This window comes from Sorangium sp. So ce1153 (genome assembly GCF_051521595.1).
Classification (GTDB): domain Bacteria; phylum Myxococcota_A; class Polyangia; order Polyangiales; family Polyangiaceae; genus Sorangium.
This window is the reverse complement of the sequence record NZ_CP150361.1, coordinates 7,955,328-7,971,937: the sequence shown is the minus strand read 5'-3', so window position 1 is coordinate 7,971,937 and position 16,610 is coordinate 7,955,328. Positions and strand designations below refer to the sequence as shown.

Genomic DNA, 16,610 nt, shown 5'->3' with positions numbered 1-16,610 from the left:
GCGCTCAGCCGGAGTGACCCGGCGTCCACGCCGGGGGGTCGCTCGCCGGGAACGACTCGTCCGACGCCTCGTCCACCGGCTCTGCAGGCACGTCCGCCGCCTCGCGGGGCGAGAGCGCGCCCCCGCGGTCGAGCGGCGTCTCCGGGGTGCGCTCCTCGGCCTCGTCGGGCCCGGCGGCCGCGCCCCCGGGCGCTTCCGGCCGTCGCTCCTCCGCCGCCTTGTCGTTCGTCTCCATGGGTCCTCCTCCAGCGTCCTCGTGCCCTCCACGGCAACTGGAGCCGGCGAGGGGGGCCGCAAGGGGGCTCCCGCGCTCGATCGCGCCGGACCTCCGTCGTCTCCTGGCCCTCGCTCAGGGCGCCGGCTGCGCCCCCACGAACCGCTCGAGCACCGCCTTGCGCAGCAGCTTCGGCGGCAGGATCCCCTGGGCGAGCACGAAGTCGTGGAACCGCTGCGCGTCGAAGCGAGCGCCCATCCTCGACTCGACCTCTGCCCGGAGCTCCATCAGCCGGGTGAACCCGTAGAAATAGGACGTCGCCTGTCCTGGCGCGCGGAACGTGTAGCGCTCCACCTCGGACTGCGCGAAAGGCGCCGAGAGCACCACCTCGCTCTCCAGGAAGGCGCGCGCCGCCGCCGGCGTGATCTTGCCGGCCTGGAGCTCCGGGTCCAGGAAGGCGCGCGCGGCCCGCAGCAGGCGGTATTGCAGAGAGACGAGCTGGCCGTCAGGCGGCATGAACGGGAGCACGATGGCCTCGGAGTAGAGGCCCCACCCCTCCGCATTGGCGCTGTTCATCGCGAAGACGGCCCGGGCGATCGAGACGCCGCGCTCGACGAGCGACGCGAACTGGAGCTCGTGTCCGGGGCGCGCCTCGTGGGCGGTGAGCGTCCACGACGCCGCTGCATGGGTGAAGTCGTCGATCTTCCGCAGCTCGTCCCTGGTGCCGGGGGGGCCCGGGAGGCTGAGCGGCAGCACGAACTCCCCCTCTTCCCCCTGGTTGCCGAGCAGCCGCGGCGGACGCATGTGCGGCGCCGGCGACTCGGCGCTCTCGGCGGCCGTGCCGAGCCGGATGCGCGCCGGCCTCTCGGGCAAGGAGACGAGGCGCTCCCTCTTGATGATCTGCTCGATCTGGGCGAGCCGCTCCTTGTAGTGCGGCAAGATCGCCTCGCCCACGAGCTGCTCCTTCTTCAGGGCGCGAATGACGTCGCGGTAGTCCGCGCTCGGCAGCTTGCGCGCCCCGGCGACCGAGACCGCGAGCCTCTGCATCTGCCCCTTCAGATCGTCGAACGCGGCGTGGGCCAGGGGCACGAGCTCGGCGGGCGGGAGCTCGACGCCATACGACTCGAGCGCGAACGCGTAGAGCGGCGGCGGCAGCGCGAAGTCGGTCCGCGCCCGCGGGAGCACCTCCTTGCGCAGCGCCGCGTCGTACGCCTCGAGCTGGCGGTTCAGCGCCGCGAGCGGCTCTTCATGGCCGCTGATGCCGTATTTGCGGAAGAGCTCGCCGATGCCCTCCCGCACGCTGGCGTTCGTGGCGAGGTGCCGCTCGATCTCCATCCTGGAGGGGGCGAGCAACCCGGGCTTCCCGAGATCCTGAGCGAGCCTTGCCCTGGCCTGCTCGGCGATGGGCGCACGGCCCGGCTCCATGCCGGCGTAGCGCCGGAGCCGCGTGAGGGCCGCGGCCCGTCGCGACGGCGCCACCCGGTCGTCGAGCAGGCTCAGTATGCCCTCGAAGACGAGCCCCGTGGCGTGCACGTACCTGACCCTGTGCTTCTCGTCGAGCTCGGAGCCGCGCACGGCCCGGTCCGCGGCGTCCAGCAGGATCTGCAGATCCTCGGCGACAGCCGGATCCTTCTCTGACGCTCGCCGCTTCTCTAGCTCCGCGCTCGCCGCGCGGTAGGCCGCGCGCTCGCGCGCATCGACCCCCGGCGAGAGATCGGTGACCTCCGTGTCCGCGCGCTCGACGCCCAGCGAGCCGGCGCGCTCCGGCGAGAACCTGGCGAGCACGTCGAGGAGGACCTGCGCGTGCTCGTTGCTGCGCTCCACCCACGCCGGAAGCCGCTGCTGGGCCGCCGCGCGCGCGGCAGGCGTGGCGCGCGCGGCTGGCGCGGCGCTCGCGGCAGCCGCGGGCGCGGGCAGGGGAGCCGGCGCGGCGGCGGGGGGCGCCGCGTCGCGGGCGCACGCGGCCAGGAGCAGGGGAACGAGGGCGAAGGTGTGGAGGGCGCGCACGGCCATAGCGTACCTCTTGGAGCCAGAGCTCCGATCGACGTCCTGATTTTCGCAGGCGGCGCTCTGGTGGCCGCCATGGTGTCCGCGACCTCGTGGAGCGCGACGGGGCCGTCAGCCAGCGGTGATCGTGAGGGATCGAGGGGAAACGGGGCGCGGCGTGGCGCGAGGGGGTTGCTCGCGCGGCGAGAGCTCGCTCGCGGACGGGCTCAGCGGCGGCGGCGCCAGCGCAGGAGCCCGAGCGCGAGCAGGCCCGCGATGTACGGGATTGCGGGCGTCTCGGTGGCGCCGACACGGCATCCGCAGCCGGACGAAGAGGAGGAGTCGGAGCCGTCTTCCCCGGCGCTCCCGCCGTCGCCGGTGGACGCGGCGGCGCCGTCGCCACCGCTGCCGCCGCTCGACGCGGCGCCGCCGTCGCCAGCGCCGCTGCTGCTGCTGCTGGGTGCAGCGCCGCCGACGCCAGCTCCGCCGCCCGCGCCAGCCGCGCCGCCCGCGCCGGCCGCACCGCCGGACCCCGCGGCTCCACCCTCGCGCGGGGCGATCGTGACGATCGCGCAGTGATGATAGAAGCAGCCACCAGGGTTGTTGATCCCGTGGTTCGACATGAACTCGCTGACCTGAAGCGTGCAGTTGGTGCAGGTCAGATCGTCAGGCAGCTTGATCTCGACAGTTTGCTGTCCCGAGAACGCCGCCGTGTGGGCGAGCAGGCCGTCCGCCAGGAGGGGGAGCTGCGGGTCGGTCTCGATCTCCGTGGAGCCGCACGGCGTGGAGCCAGGGGTCACCTCCGGATCCGGGGGGAGGGATTCCTGATCGGGCGCGATCGACACGCGATAATGGCCCGGGTGAAATATTCCCTCCGCGATGGTCAGCGTGATCGTCTGACCCTGGACATAGGTGGTCACCTTGCCGGTCGGCTCGACGGGCGACCCGGGATCCGCCTGGCCGCAGGGCGCGCTCTTCTGCGGGTTGCCGAGGTTGTCCTGCTCCGAATAGCAGGCCGGCTCGAGCAGGGTGAAGTGGGCGCGCGCCACGGCCGGATAGAGCGCGGAGATGGCGGTCGCCGCCAGGGCCGCCGCGGGCGCGCGCCACGGCGCATTACGTCTCGTTCGTGATATTCGCATCGCTTTTCTCTGGGTCAGGAGGTGGTCTCGGGCCCGCAGCCATGGGGTCTTGGTGGTTCTTCTCCCAGGCTGGCGCGGGCGCGCTACTCTCCACCACCGCTCGGCCGCAGCCAAGCCCGAACCAGCGCGTGGCCTCGATACTGGAGCTTGAATTCCTCCCTGTCAGCGGCCGCCAGCGGGCATCGGCGCAGCGGACTCGGCCACGCGTCGCGCCTCGCGCCGGGCCAGCGGGGCTTCACGCGTTCGGGAGGAACGTCACCTTGCCGGTCTCCAGCGCGTACTCGGCGCCCACGATCCGCATGCCATCCGCGGCGCACAGCCGCTCGAGCAGGCGGCTGCCGTGCCGGAGGTGATCGCACGAGTTGCGCACATTGGCGCGCACCGCCTCGCGCATCAGGAGGTCTCTCGGGGCATGGCGGCCAGCGACGCTCACGACCGTCTCCACCGGGGAGCGGCAGCGCTCGACGATATCGCGAATGTTGTCGGTCAGGGGACCGCCTTGCTCGTCCTGGAGCAGCTCGCTCAGCGTGGCCTTGATGGCGCCGCAACGCGAGTGGCCCATCACCACGGCGAGGCGAGTCCCGAAGGCGGCGGCGGCGAACTCCACGCTCCCGATCAGCGAGGGGGCCACCACGTTGCCCGCCACCCGGATGACGAACAGGTCGCCGAGCCCCTGGTCGAAGATGAGCTCAGACGGCACCCGCGAGTCCGAGCAGGACAGGATGATGGCGAAGGGCTGCTGTCCTTCCGCGAGCGCGGCGCGCTCCCGCTGTCCCAGCGCGACATGCTCGCTGCGGTCGTTGTCCACGAAGCGCCGGTTGCCCTCGACCAGGCGCTGTAGCGCCTGATCGGCGGACATGACGGGGAGGGCGGGCGCGCGGGTGCTGATGCTCATGGTTCTCGGCCACCGTGGTGGACCACCCGGCGGGCGTCAATGGGTGGTCAGCCGCTCCGCCGCGTGGATGAGCCCCGGACCTCGCGAAGACCGGGGCGATCGCCCGCGCGGGCGCGCCGGGCGGGCTGCCCCGCCCTGGCGCGCCCCGCGATCAGGCTCCGCGCTGCCGCCGCCGCCGCCGCACCGCGAGCGCCGCGACGGCCGCCATCGCCCCGAGCGCCCCCAGCGGCGCGCGCGGCGCGCTCCCCGGGATCGCGCACCCGCACCCCTCCGCCGGCAGCTCCTTCATCGCCGGATCGACCACCACGTTCACCTGGTCGGCCGCCGCCAGCAACCCGTCGCTGACCTTCACCTCGAACGCGAAGGTCGTCGCCTCCGCCACCTCCGGCGCCACGAACGTCGCCCGCGCGCCCTCGCCGACCAGCTCGACCGCCGGCCCCGCCGTCTGCGTCCAGGAGAACGTCAGGTCGTCCTCCTCGGGATCCGAGCTCCCGGAGGCGTCGAGCGTCACCAGCTCCCCGACCGGGACCGCCTGGTCCGCCCCGGCGTCCGCCACCGGCCCCCCCTGGCAGGAGGCGGTGTCCTCGGCGACGGTCGCGAAAGGCTTGTTCTTCAGGCCCTCGAACCCGATGTCGTCCAGCTCCCAGCCCGTATCGCCCGCGGCCTCGTCGGTGCCCACCCGGAACCGCACCCGCACCGTCTTCCCGGCGAACCGGGTCCCCAGGTCGACCGCCACCCGGTCGAGCTCGGGCCACGAGGGGCTCTCGCCGACATAGGCCCTCCGCCGGGCCAGCGGATTGCCGGACTCGGCGGTGATCCTCCCGCCATAGCCCGGGTTCACGTATCTCCCGATGTCCTCCCACGTCTCGCCGCCGTCCGCGCTGATCTCGATCACCGCGCCGTCCCACGCCGTGCCGTCGCTCTCCTCGAACTGGTGCCGGTGCGCGAACGTCAGCACGAAGCGCTCGGTCGCGCTCACCTCCAGGGCCGGCGACACGAGCGCCGCGTCGGCGAGGCTCCCCAGGTCGACGCCGCGCCACACGCGGTTCGGCGGCGCCCCTGCGGCGCGCGACCAGACGAGCTCGCTGGAGAGCCCCTCGACGGTCCACGTCGTGCTCTGCGTCTCCACGCCGTCCACCGTCGAGGAGGCCGGCACCTCGTCGTAGTTCACGCGCCGCACCAGCGCCTCGACCCGCGTGGGCGTGCACGCCTCCGCGCTCTTCAGCGTCAGGCTGAGCTTCAGGTCCTCGGACGGCTTGACGGAGCGGTCGAGCTTCACCGCGACCTTCGCGGTCCCGGTCGCGAAGGGCGCGATATCGCCGAACGACACGCGTCCCCCGTCCGGGAACGTCACCCCGCCGCCCGGCCCCTCGATGGACGCCACCGCCCCGGTCAGCGGCGCCGTGCCCCGGTTGACGATCTCGATCGACACGGTGCCGGACTCCTCCGCGTCGAGCAGCCCGTCGCGGTCGCACGAGCCGGCGCTGTCGTCGAGCTCGGCGCGGACCAGCGACATCTCCGGCTGGACCTTGAAGCTCTCGACCACGCCGGAGAGGTCGTACGAGTCGGCGCGGGGCGACTCGGCGCACGTGCCGGCGCCCCGCCGCGCGAACGCCTCCGCCAGGGCGAGGAAATCGCCCTGATCGCTGGCGAGCGCCGCGGCCAGGATGGCGTCGCGCTGCTCGGTGAACGTCGGGTTGGCCGGGGCGAGCTTCATGCCCGCGACCACGTAATCGCTCATCCGCCGCCGGGTCTGCTCGAACGGGCGCGGCGGGGTCAGGCCTACGCCGCGCCGGATCAGCGCGGCGTAGGCCTCGAACAGCATGCTCGCCCAGACCTCGCCGGCGTTGTGCACCTCGGCGTTCTCGGGCGTCGCGACGTTGAGCGGGTGGTCGGGGAGCCGCGCGTCGTTGGAGATGTGCTTGAACGTCAGCCCGTTCTTCGTGAAGTCGGCGGAGTAGGGCGCGCGCCGGATGCCGAAGTAGCTATCGCCGAGCGCCGCGCTCCCGTAGCCGGAGATCGGGTAAGCGCCGTCGAGGTCGTCGCCGTCGCGCAGCACCATGTGCAGCGCGATGAAGTCCCCCCACCCCTCGCTCTGCGCGCCGCACATCTGCGTGCCGCAAGCGACCTGGCGGAGGTGGATGTAGTGGCCCCACTCGTGCGCCACGATGGTGTTGTCGATCGTGCCGTCGCGCTCCACGCTGGGCTCGCGGGTCATGGTGATCGAGAGCGGCGCGCCCCCGCCGGCGAGCGCCGCCCTGAGCGCGCGGCCGTCCTCCAGCGAGATGCTCTGGGCCGGCGTCGTCACGTCGGGCGCGTCGCCGGCCAGCCGCGGGGCGCCGTCGCTCTCGCGGTTGTTGGCGATGAGCACGCCGACGGCGCCCGCCTCCTGCGCGTTCTGCGTCTTCTGCGCGAAGGTGCACCCGCCCCTGTCAATGAGGGCGATCTTGCCGGCGACGTCGCTCGTGAGCGGCTCGCACCCGTTGCTCCGGGGCTCGGTGTCGTCCTCGCCGAGGGCGAGCTCGCCGGTCACCTCGTAGCGCTGTGGCCCGAACAGGGCGGTGTTCGACGCGTAGCTGGCGTTCTGCGGCGTGACGCTCAGCGACCTCTGGTCAAGACCCGACCACAGGAACATCTGCATCCGCGGCGGCGCGCCGTCGTACGTCGCATCCATGTTCGCGTTGTCGCGGCTGCCGCCGGGCGCGTCGTCCTGCGCCTCGGCGAGGAGCGCGTCGCCGTCGAGGCCGCCCCGGCCGAGGTTGTCGCGCTGGGCGTTGCCGGCCGCCTCGGTGAAGCCCGAGTCGTAATACCAGTCGTGGAGCCAGTTCGTGACGTAGAAGACCTGGGTGACGGCCGCCATGATCTGCTCGGTATCGGCGAGCGGATCGGCGGACAGGTCATAGACGCGATCGAACGAGCGCGGCCCCGTGAGCGTCGCGCGCGTGTCGCCGCTGGAGAAGCCGTCGGGCGCGTGGTGGTCCGCGTAGGCGTCGACGTTGTTGCCGCTGGTCGAGGTCGCGTCGTCCGGCAGCCACGGGTCGACGCCGCCGTCCGGGCTCGCGTTGAGGCCCTCGATCGAGATGAGGCTCGGCGCGATGAACCGCGGCATGGTGCCGTCCGGCCGCCCGGTCGGGTGCGGCGAGAAATCCGCGAGGGGCCCGTCGAGCGGGATGTGCTTGCCCCCCTCCTCGGCCCAGACCCGGTAATCGAACGCGGCGGCGTGGGAGAGGTTCTCCCGGTAGAGATACCGCCCGTCGCTCGCCCCGAATACCCAGGCATACGCGTCGGAGCTCGTGCTGCTCACGTCGCCCGAGACGAGCTCGACGAAGTAGGCGGGCACGAGCCGGTCCGGCAGCGGGAAGAGCACCTTCTTCACCCGCGCTGGCTGCGTGAAGCGCAGGCTCCCGAGGCGCGCGCGCGCGTGCCCGGTGTCCGCGAGATCGAACGTGCGATACCCGCCCTTCACCTCGGCCCGCTCGCGCAGGTCGGCCGTCTTGATGTCGACCTGGTGCGCGTCGCGCACGGCGCGGACGACCGCCTGGGCCGGCGCGCGGGAGAACGCGCGGCTGCGCTTCGAGCCGGGCTGCAGCGAGCCGGCGCCGGGCGGCAGCGAGACGGCCGACGCGTGCAGGTTGCCCGCGAGGGCGACGAGCGCGAGGTCGCGCTTCATGAGCACCTTGAGCTCGCTGTGGAAGACGGGGACCCCGTCGACGTCCTGGCCGAGCGTCACGACGATCCCGCCGCGCCCGGTGTCGTGGACGTGCCGCACGACGGCTGTGTCGAGCGCGGCCTGCGGCAGGTTGTAGAGGCGCGCGTACCGCTGCACGTACCAGCGGGCGGCGGACTCGGCGGTGCTGTGGGTCGCCGCCGGCGGGCGGTGATCCGGCGAGGTCGCCCACACGAAGGTGGGCACGCCGCGCTGCGGATCGGTCGACGCGACGACGGCGCCCGGGACGTCCTCCGCGACGACGCGCGCCATGCCGGCGGGCAACGCCGGCGACTCCTTGAAGTAGGCGTCGTGGTTCGGGCGCTCCCGCGCGTGGGCGAGGGGGCCGGCGAGCAGCGCGAACGAAAGCGCGGTATACCGAACTGAAACCTTCATGTTCCTCGATTCTCCGACTCCGAGGGAACGACGCCTGATGGACGCGCGCGCGACAGCCGCAGGCTGCGTCCCGGGGCGCCTCGCGCCCACCCGTCGAATCCGCGACGACGGGCACCCTAGCCGCAGCGTGCGTGCAGGGGAAGCGCGGCGTCTCGCGCTCTGTCATGCGTCGTAAGGCGCCTCTCATGCGGTCTCGTCAGGTGCTCGCCAGGATGCAAGTGGGGCGTGGCCGAGCCCTGAAAGGAAATAACCATGAAGGGTCCCGGTGCACTCCATGAATCCATGAATGCCATGATGAGCTTGTCGCCTTCACCGGATCGCATCCCGGTCGAGGTCTGGCGCGGGCGGACGGGCGCCGGCGGTCGCGGCGGTCGCGGCGGTCGCAGCGGTCGCAGCCGTCGCGGCGGTCGCGTCGGTCGCGTCGGTCTCGGCGCGGGCCGTGGCGGTCGCGGGACCCGGCGGGCAGGGCGGTCTCCGCGGCGTGGCGGCAGGGGCGGCTGTCGCGCCCGCGGCGTTGTACGGGGGTCTTTCGGCGCAGCGCGTCGCGGGCGCCTGCATTGTCGGCCCGCGAGCCAGCCCACCTGTCGAGCCGCGGTATGACGAACGGCTGACACGCGGAACGATTTCCGGGAACTATCCTCACAAAAGCGAACGTGATCCCCACCTTGCACGTCGAGACCAAGCTCGTCTCCGAAGAGCTCTGCGCTCTTCTGCGTCAGGTTGACCCCGCGGTCTTCGTCTTCCGGGACGAGCCCGAGGTCCGCGCCCGGATCGAGCGGGTGGCGTCGCGGCTCCGGGAGCTCGTCGTCGCCGCCGAGCGCGATGAAGCGGGGGGCAGGATCGAGCGGCTTCGCGAGCGCCTCCACGCGCTGCTCGCCGCGGTCGAGCGGGCGACCCCGACCCGGACGCCCTCGCCCAAGGCGGCGTGGATCGCGTTCCAGCGGGAGGTGCAGCCCGCCTACGAGTCGCTGCTGCTGACGCTGCGCGGCGTCGTGGCCGCGCCGCCGAGCGTCAGGCCGACGAACCATGCGCGCAGCTTGTGGCATGTGGGGTCGGGGCTCGCGGTGCTCGGGCTCGTCCAGCTCCTGCCCGAGCGCGGCTGGCTCGTGGCCGTGAGCGGCGCGTTCGCGGCGTCGGCGTGGTCGATGGAGATCGCCCGCCGGCTCAGCGAGCGGGTGAACGAGCGGCTGATGCGGGTCTTCAAGCACGTGGCTCACCCGCACGAGCGTTACCGGGTGAACTCGTCGACCTGGTACGTGACGGCGCTCCTGCTGCTGGCGCTGTTCGGGACGCGGCTGAGCCAGTCGCTGGGGGTGGTGGTGCTCGCGGTGGCCGATCCGGCGGCGGCCCTCATCGGCCGCCGCTTCGGCCGCACGCGGCTGCTCGACAACCGCTCGCTGGAGGGGACGCTCGCGTTCTTCGTGGCGGGCGCGCTGAGCTCTCTCGTGGTGATGTGGGCGCTCGGTCCGCCGGCGTCGCTCTCGTCGCGGCTCTTCCTGGCCGCCGTCGCCGGCCTCGCCGGCGCGGTCACCGAGCTGTTCTCGTCGCGGCTGGACGACAACTTCACGATCCCGGTCGCCGTGGCGGCCGCGGTGACCGTCGCCGCGGCGGGCTGATTTCAAGTCGCCTGATCTGGACAAACCATCCCAGCTCGAAGCCTGCCGGGGCACGCTGCGGCGTGGCGTTCTGTGCGCTGGGCGGCTCTCGCCGTGCCCTGCTAACCAGGCGGGGCTGCGATGAGTCCGGCCGTGACCAGGAGCGCACGCTCGGCGAGCCGGCCCGGATGATTCAGCTGCAAGAGACGCACTGTCGCCCGGGCCACCGGCGTCAGACCAACGATGGAATTCCCGACGAGCTGGAAGTGATCGTGCCAGCGCTGGCGGCGCGGATGGAAGATGGCCGCGAGCCCTCCCGTGTCCGGGTCGATCGAGGCGAGATCGCTGCCCTTGTGCTTGTTGCAGAGCGCGCACGACAGGGCCAGGTTGTCTTCCGTCGTCTCGCCGCCGTGCTTCTGCGCCACGATGTGATCGATCTCGTGCACCGAGAACGCCATCGACTCGGGGTAGAGGCAGTACTCGCATGCACCTCCGGCGCGCTCGTGGACGAGCCGTCGCAGCGCCGCCGGAATGTGCTTCATCGCTGCTGTAGCTTCAGCGCCGCTCTGGCCTTCGCGAGCCGCACCAGATGCTCTACGGCCTGATAGCGCTGCCACTCCTCCTCTTCCGCGGACGAGAGTCCCGTGGCCTGGTTCTTCTCGAGCAGCTCGCTCGTCCGCGCCTGGAGTTGCGGCGAGGGTCGGAGCGCCAGGACCTCCTCCGGGGTGGGCAGGCTGGCGAGGAACTCCAGGATGTCCGAAGCGCCCGAGAATGACGTCATGGACGAGGCGTCGAGCTCGCGGAGGCCCAGCTCCAGGATATTCGGCAGACGATCGGACAGCGAGCGCAGCCGATCGGCGAGTTCGTCTGGAAGATCGAGGGTGATGGCGGCCATGGGTCGTGCTCTACGGGACCAGGCGAACGTAGCACGGCACGCGGGCACCGGCATGGCGCGGGCTTGAGGAACGCACGCGGCGTGGAACACCGGCCTCGCCGGCGCGGTCACCGAGCTGTTCTCGTCGCGGCTGGACGACAACTTCACGATCCCGGTCGCCGTGGCGGCCGCGGTGACCGTCGCCGCGGCGGGCTGATCAGGGCATCTCGACGCCGATCTCCTGTGCCAGGCGCGCGAGGTACTGTCTCATGAACTCCGCCCGTCGCGCGCCCTCGCGGCGCCCCGCTGCCGTCGTGAGTCCCTCGGCGGTCTTGAACAGCTTCACGTGGAAGTGGTCGATCGCGTTCTCGCGGTCGTCCCACGGCCTCCGCTCGGCGAACGGGTCCTGCGGATCGTAGAACCGCACGCCGAGCAGCCCGCCCACGGCGAAGCAGCGGGCGATGCCGATCGCCCCCAGCCCATCGAGGCGGTCGGCATCCTGGACGACCCTGGCCTCGAGGGTCCTCGGCGCGATCCCCGCGCTGTAGCTGTGGGCCTCGATGGCGTGGGCGATGTCCGCGAGGGAGCCCTCGGGGTAGTCGACGCTCCGGAGGAAGCGCAGCGCCTCCTCCGCGGAGAGCCGCGACGCCTGGGAGCGCCTGGGATCGTTCTTGGGGACATTCACGAGATCGTGCAGCCAGGCCGCGGGGACGACGACATCGAGCCTGGCTCCCTCGTCCGCCGCGAGGGCCTTGGCCGTGGCGACCACCCTCGTGAAGTGCGCCAGATCGTGGGCCGGGTCGTTGCCGAGGTCGGTCTCCTCGAGCTTCTTCACGAACAGCGCCTCCCAGTCTCTCATCCCCGCCTCTTATCCGCGGACGCGGATTCGCGCAACGAGGACAGGAGCTGCCGGCGCCTTCGCGTGGCGAGCGCTCCTGGCGCCGCCAGGGTGGCTGTTCATGAACCCGACGCCGAAGCCCCCGATGGGGCGACCCTCGTGATCAGAGACGCTCGTGCGACCGCAAGATGGACTGTCAGGACGGCATCTTGCTCCGCTGATGGAGGATGAGCTGCGTCCGGTTCATCAGCTTGACGCCCGTCGCGTCGAGCTCCTCCAGGACCGCGACACGCAGGTTGTGCATGCTCCCGTCCTCTTCCAGCGCGCTGTACCAGGCGGTCAGCGTGAGGTCGAGAGAGCCGTCCTCCATGTCGGTCAAGAACACCGTGGGCGCCGGTTCCTGCGCCACGCCGCCAGCCCGCTTGCCCGCGCGCACCAGGGCCTCCATCGCCGGCCCGAGGTCGCGCAGCCGGCCCTCCACGGTGACCGTCACGGCGCCGCGCAGCAGCCCTCGATCGGAGTAGTTCAAGATCGGGCCGTTGGTCACCGAGGCGTTCGGGATCACGATCTTCTCGTTGTCCGTCGACACGAGCGTGGTGGTGAACAGCCCGATGTCCTCGACGATGCCCTTGTGGTCCCCGATGGCGACCTTGTCCCCGAGCTCGAAGTGCTTGAAGAAGAGGATGAGCACGCCGCTCGCGAAGTTGCTCAAGCTGCCTTGCAGCGCGAGCCCTACCGCCAGCCCGGCCGAGGCGATGACGGCCACGAGGCTCGTCGTGTGGATGCCCACCGTCTCCAGCGACGCGATGAGCGTCGCCGTGAGCACGAGGTACCGGAGCATCGACGCCAGGAACCGCACCAGCGCCTGATCCAGGTGGGTCTTGGAGAGCGCCTTCGAGGCGATCCGGCTCGCCCACTTGCTCGCCAGCCATCCGACGATGAGGATGGCGAGCGCGATGGCGATCGCCCTGAGCGTGGCGAGCGATGGTACCAGTTCCTGGAAGTCCATGGGGTGATGACCTCGCGTGCGCCGCCCGCGGCTCCCGGGGCGTAGAGGATCTGGCCGCCGGCCTCAAGGCCTGTCGATCAGCCGCCCGCGCCGCCCGCGCAGCGGCGTAGAAGCGCGGCGATGCTGGCTGGACTTCCGGCCGATGGGCTCAGGCCGCGGGGTGCGCCTCGGCGTTCCCATTGCGCAGGGGAGGCGTCGCCGCGAGCTGCTGGATGTGCACGTGCTGGCCCGGGACCGGCAACCCCAGCTTGCCGAGCTCCTCGCGGATGATCCTCGTGGTGGCGAAGAAGACAGTCCCGTAGTGATCGTTATGGCAGAAGGGCCGGACGGCCAGCACGGGCCCGGCGAGGTTGAACTCCAGGATCTCGACGCTGGGCGCGGGCTCCTTCATCACCTCGGGGACGAGCGCGAGGCGCGCCTTGAGCCGCTCGATCGCCGCCTCGTGATCCGCGCCGTGGGCGAGCTGCGCGGTGCAGTCGACGCGGCGGAACGGGTTCGTGCTGAAATTCTGGATGGTGTCGCTGAAGATCTTGCTGTTGCCCACGATGGTGCGGATGTTGTCGGCCGTGTCGAGGGTCGTCGCGAAGAGGCCGATCGAGTGGACCTTGCCCGTCACGCCGCCGGCCGTCACGGCGTCGCCCACCTTGAAGGGGCGCAGGAGGATCATGAAGATACCTGCCGCGAGGTTCGACAAGAGGCCCGACCACGCCATGCCGATGGCGATGCCGACCGCCGCGAGCAAGCTGGCGAAGGTGGTCGTCTCGACGCCGAAGACGCTGAGCACCGCGATGATCAGCAGGATGTTCAGCAGCACGGACGTCGCCGACTCCAGGTAGTGAGCCAGCGTCACGTCGAGCTTCTTCAGCGCGGCGCTCCGCTGCATCACCGACAGCGCCCCTCGGATGATCAGGCGGCCGATGACCCAGACCAGGATCGCGCCCACGATCTTCCCGCCGAGGTTGACCCCGAGCGCTACCCCCATGTCGACGTACCGCTGAACCCTCTCGTCCATCTCAAGCCTCCTGGCGACGTGCGCGCCGCTCGCGGGGGCCCGGTGCAAGGCGCGTGCGCGCCTCGCGTCGCGAGATTCCCCCCGGCGGGTAGCTCTATCACACCGCAGCTCCGCGACGCGAGAGCGCGATAGAGGTTTCCAGGCATCAGCCTTGCGGCCCGCGCGCATCAGGTGACCTCGAGGCAGCGACCTCGTCGCCGCCCGATGTCGTCTCTGTTTCGCGATGACGGTAGGCCGCCGGCCGGCCGGCCCGGCGAGACCTCCGCCGCGCGCCCGGAGCTAGGTCGTGAGCGACAGCCCGCGCACGTAGTCCGAGAGCGCCCGCTCCGCGCTGGCCACCGCCTCCCGCGCGGGAGGCAGCTTCGCCGAGGCCGCCGCGATCCGGTCCTCCTGCTCGCTCAGCGCCTTGAGGTAGCGCTCCTGGAGCGCGCTCCCCGCGGGCACGGCCTTGAGGTTCTGGCGCACGCGCTCCTGCTCGTCGCGCAGCCCCGCGATCTCCGCCTCCAGCGCCGAGAGCGCGCGCTGCCGGTCGGCGATCGCGGCCCGCAGCTCCGCGAGCCGCACGAACACCGCGCGCAGCGCCTCGGGGATCTCGCGCGAGGACAGGTACACCTCGATCTGCTCGCCGGAGAGCCCCGTGAGCGCCACCGTGTGCGAGACGGGCTGCTCCAGCGCGACCGTGACGCGCGCGGTCTCGCCCGCCGCTACCTCGCGCCGGATGCGGTAGCGGTCGCGGGTCGCCTCGACGCCCTCCCTCGGCTCGGCGAGCTCCCAGCCGGCGACGCGCGGGTGCTCGATGAGCACGACGCGCGGCTCGCGCGCGGCGCCCACGATCGTGTAGTCGGTCACCCTGCGGGCGGTCCTCACCATCTCGAGCACGCCGCCCTGGATCCGCGCGCGCGAGAGCGTCTCCTCGCCCCGCTCCTCGCGGTCGATACGCACCTTCCGGTCCACGGCGAAGCTCACGAGCCGCGATTCCCCCGGCGGCAGCGGCGCCAGGCGGGCGTCGCCGACGTAGGTGACGACCCCTTGGTCGGAGCGCTCGTAGACCGTCATCGCGCCGGGCGGCAGGCTCGTGTCGCCGTCGTTCCGCAGCCGCGCCGAGGCGAGCGGGCTGCGCGCGCTCGCCTCGGGCTGATAGAGCCAGAGCCGCTCCGCCGGGATCTCGCGCTGGACGATCGGCAGGAGCGCCGTCTGCCCGCTCGCGAGCGTGAGGGGCGCCGGGAAGTGGAACACGACCTGCGTCGCCGCCTCCTCGGGCTCCGGCTCGCGCTTGTCGGCGGGCGCGGCCGGCGCGACGGGCGCGGCGACCGCCTCGGCGCCCGCGCCCGCGCGGTAGCGCGCGAGCCGCCCGGCCCTGGCCACGAGCGCCGCGGCGCCCTCGTCGAGCCGCGGCAGCACCCGCTCCGCGACGTCGACGGGCACCTCCGGCCGCGACACGTAGTAGATCTCGTAAAGCGCCTGGCGGAACGTCACCGGGTTGCCCGACACGAGGGTGAAATCGACGTTCTCCCAGTCGCCGCCGCTCTGGTTCTCGACGACGGCCCACCCGGAGAGCGCGCCGGTCGTCTTGCGCGGATCTTCCGGGACGGTGAGCCGATACGATGTCTTCCAGAGCGGCACCTCGACGACGTAGGCCACCCGGACGACGCGCTCGCCCTCGCCGGCCGCGCGCACGACGAGCTCGCGGCGGTTCCGCTCGCGCCCGCTCGCGAGGCCGAGGAGCGCCGCGCCGACCTGCTGCCTGAGCCGCTCCTCGACGAACTCGACGCCCTCGAGCTCCTCCAGGACGACATGCTTCAGCGCGCCGTCCGACATCAGCGCGAGCCGGTGCCGCGCCTCCGTGCCGCCGCCAGGCACGCCTACCTGCGCCTCCGTGACCGCGACGATCCGCCCCACGATCGCGCCCTGCAGCCCGCGGGTCCGCACCTCGGCGCCGCGCAGCGCGTTCAGCAGGGCGGCCGCTGACTCGAGCGCGCCCTCGTCGAACGGGAGCTCGCGGAAGAGGTCGCGCAGCGGCTCCCTCCCGGAAAGCGTGATCTTCCCGGCGGCGCCGCGATCGTCATAGACGACGAGGCTCTTCAGCACGTCGTCGACCTGATCGAGCCGCACCTCGAGCGCGAGCTCGGCGTCGCCGCGCACGCGCGCCTCGTGCTCGAAATACCCGACCCCGCCCGTGGAGAGCACGACCCGGCGGAGCGGGAGCGCGTCCCTCGCGGCCCCTGGCCGGGCATTATCCATCGTGGCGGCCGCCAGCGTCGCTGTCGTCCAGACCCTGTGATCCATCGTTGCCTCCCCCCGGCGGAGGCGTGCGATGGCCTCGCCTTGTCGGTCTATAACGCCCCTCCGGAGGGCGTCAACGACGCGGGGTCGGCGCGGGGTCGGCGCGGGGTCGGCCAACACCTCGCGCAGCGCTGGCGCGTTGGCCGCGCGCCGTTATTCGCGGCCCGAGGCCTCGAGCCGCTTCACCACGGCGAGCGCCTCCTGGACGTGCCTGGAAGCGCGGAGCTGGGAGGAAAAGGCGTGTCGAATGACGCCGTCCCGATCGATGACGAACGTCACGCGCCCTGGCAGCAGCCCGAGGAGCGGCTTGACGCCGTAGCGCGCCGCGGTCTGCCGGCCGGGATCGCTGAGCAGCGTCATGGGCAGGCGGTGCTTCTGCGCGAACTGCTCGTGAGACCCCTCCGAGTCGGCGCTCACGCCGATCACCTCGGCGCCGGCCTCCGCGAACGCGTCGTACTGATCGCGGAAAGCGCACGACTCCGCGGTGCAGATCAGGGTGTCGTCCTTGGGATAGAAAAAGAGGACGACGGTCTTCTTGCCGCGAAAGTCGGAGAGCTTCACGGACTCCCCCTTCTGCGATTGAAGGTCGAAGTCGGGGGCGGTCTCGCCGGCGGACAGGGTGGATTGGCCGAACATGATGTCGTCTTACCTGATCGCCGCGGC

General features: G+C 72.0%; 13 protein-coding genes. 1 reads left to right on the top strand and 12 read right to left on the bottom strand.

Translation table 11 applies throughout. The features are described from left to right. Positions 1-4: 4 nt before the first annotated feature. The 5 genes from WME85_RS28625 to WME85_RS28605 all read right to left on the bottom strand — a co-directional run bounded on the left by WME85_RS28625 (position 5) and on the right by WME85_RS28605 (position 8,336). Positions 5-235 (bottom strand): hypothetical protein, encoded by a 231-nt coding sequence (locus WME85_RS28625; protein WP_437825681.1) that lies wholly within the window; start codon positions 233-235, stop codon positions 5-7. Positions 236-349: 114 nt separating this feature from the next. Continuing rightward, entirely contained in the window at positions 350-2,227 is a 1,878-nt protein-coding gene (locus WME85_RS28620) for a DUF885 domain-containing protein (protein ID WP_437825679.1), read from the bottom strand. A 200-nt stretch (positions 2,228-2,427) separates the two neighbouring features. Continuing rightward, a complete protein-coding gene (locus WME85_RS28615; protein WP_437825677.1) occupies positions 2,428-3,339 on the bottom strand; it encodes an SCE4755 family polysaccharide monooxygenase-like protein in 912 nt (303 codons plus the stop codon). A 235-nt stretch (positions 3,340-3,574) separates the two neighbouring features. Continuing rightward, a complete protein-coding gene (locus WME85_RS28610) occupies positions 3,575-4,234 on the bottom strand; it encodes a carbonic anhydrase (RefSeq protein WP_437825675.1) in 660 nt (219 codons plus the stop codon). Between the two features lie 151 nt (positions 4,235-4,385). Further along, positions 4,386-8,336, bottom strand: a complete 3,951-nt coding sequence (locus WME85_RS28605) for a M36 family metallopeptidase (RefSeq protein WP_437825673.1) — start codon at positions 8,334-8,336, stop codon at positions 4,386-4,388. A gap of 653 nt (positions 8,337-8,989) precedes the next feature. Between WME85_RS28605 and WME85_RS28600 the strand changes: the two genes are divergently transcribed. Further along, the gene (locus WME85_RS28600; protein WP_437825671.1) at positions 8,990-9,952 is read left to right on the top strand and encodes a diacylglycerol/polyprenol kinase family protein; all 963 of its coding nucleotides are present in this window, start codon (positions 8,990-8,992) and stop codon (positions 9,950-9,952) included. Between the two features lie 101 nt (positions 9,953-10,053). Here the strand turns inward: WME85_RS28600 and WME85_RS28595 are convergent, their stop codons facing one another. The 7 genes from WME85_RS28595 to WME85_RS28565 all read right to left on the bottom strand — a co-directional run bounded on the left by WME85_RS28595 (position 10,054) and on the right by WME85_RS28565 (position 16,583). Beyond that, positions 10,054-10,473 (bottom strand): HNH endonuclease, encoded by a 420-nt coding sequence (locus WME85_RS28595; protein ID WP_437825670.1) that lies wholly within the window; start codon positions 10,471-10,473, stop codon positions 10,054-10,056. Continuing rightward, positions 10,470-10,826, bottom strand: a complete 357-nt coding sequence (locus WME85_RS28590) for a hypothetical protein (protein ID WP_437825669.1) — start codon at positions 10,824-10,826, stop codon at positions 10,470-10,472. Before WME85_RS28590 ends, WME85_RS28595 begins: the two co-directional genes overlap by 4 nt. A gap of 196 nt (positions 10,827-11,022) precedes the next feature. Continuing rightward, positions 11,023-11,664 carry an HD domain-containing protein gene (locus WME85_RS28585; protein ID WP_437825667.1) on the bottom strand — a complete coding sequence of 214 codons (642 nt, stop codon included), beginning with the start codon at positions 11,662-11,664 and terminating at the stop codon, positions 11,023-11,025. Between the two features lie 175 nt (positions 11,665-11,839). Then, positions 11,840-12,652 carry a mechanosensitive ion channel family protein gene (locus tag WME85_RS28580; RefSeq protein WP_437825666.1) on the bottom strand — a complete coding sequence of 271 codons (813 nt, stop codon included), beginning with the start codon at positions 12,650-12,652 and terminating at the stop codon, positions 11,840-11,842. 148 nt (positions 12,653-12,800) lie between these two features. Continuing rightward, positions 12,801-13,664, bottom strand: a complete 864-nt coding sequence (locus tag WME85_RS28575; RefSeq protein WP_437825664.1) for a mechanosensitive ion channel family protein — start codon at positions 13,662-13,664, stop codon at positions 12,801-12,803. 279 nt (positions 13,665-13,943) lie between these two features. Next, positions 13,944-15,950: a DUF4139 domain-containing protein gene (locus WME85_RS28570; RefSeq protein ID WP_437825662.1), complete on the bottom strand. Its 2,007-nt coding sequence runs from the start codon at positions 15,948-15,950 to the stop codon at positions 13,944-13,946. A 150-nt stretch (positions 15,951-16,100) separates the two neighbouring features. Beyond that, positions 16,101-16,583, bottom strand: coding sequence for a peroxiredoxin (locus WME85_RS28565; RefSeq protein WP_437825659.1), 483 nt, complete (start codon positions 16,581-16,583; stop codon positions 16,101-16,103). Positions 16,584-16,610 lie beyond the last annotated feature (27 nt).

Coding starts and splice junctions, on each gene's coding strand:
- WME85_RS28615 (WP_437825677.1), bottom strand. CDS start 3,339: ATGCGAATATCACGAACGAGACGTAATGCGCCGTGGCGCGCGCCCGCG.
- WME85_RS28565 (WP_437825659.1), bottom strand. CDS start 16,583: ATGTTCGGCCAATCCACCCTGTCCGCCGGCGAGACCGCCCCCGACTTC.
- WME85_RS28605 (WP_437825673.1), bottom strand. CDS start 8,336: ATGAAGGTTTCAGTTCGGTATACCGCGCTTTCGTTCGCGCTGCTCGCC.
- WME85_RS28620 (WP_437825679.1), bottom strand. CDS start 2,227: ATGGCCGTGCGCGCCCTCCACACCTTCGCCCTCGTTCCCCTGCTCCTG.
- WME85_RS28625 (WP_437825681.1), bottom strand. CDS start 235: ATGGAGACGAACGACAAGGCGGCGGAGGAGCGACGGCCGGAAGCGCCC.
- WME85_RS28575 (WP_437825664.1), bottom strand. CDS start 13,664: ATGGACGAGAGGGTTCAGCGGTACGTCGACATGGGGGTAGCGCTCGGG.
- WME85_RS28585 (WP_437825667.1), bottom strand. CDS start 11,664: ATGAGAGACTGGGAGGCGCTGTTCGTGAAGAAGCTCGAGGAGACCGAC.
- WME85_RS28595 (WP_437825670.1), bottom strand. CDS start 10,473: ATGAAGCACATTCCGGCGGCGCTGCGACGGCTCGTCCACGAGCGCGCC.
- WME85_RS28590 (WP_437825669.1), bottom strand. CDS start 10,826: ATGGCCGCCATCACCCTCGATCTTCCAGACGAACTCGCCGATCGGCTG.
- WME85_RS28610 (WP_437825675.1), bottom strand. CDS start 4,234: ATGAGCATCAGCACCCGCGCGCCCGCCCTCCCCGTCATGTCCGCCGAT.
- WME85_RS28580 (WP_437825666.1), bottom strand. CDS start 12,652: ATGGACTTCCAGGAACTGGTACCATCGCTCGCCACGCTCAGGGCGATC.
- WME85_RS28570 (WP_437825662.1), bottom strand. CDS start 15,950: ATGGATCACAGGGTCTGGACGACAGCGACGCTGGCGGCCGCCACGATG.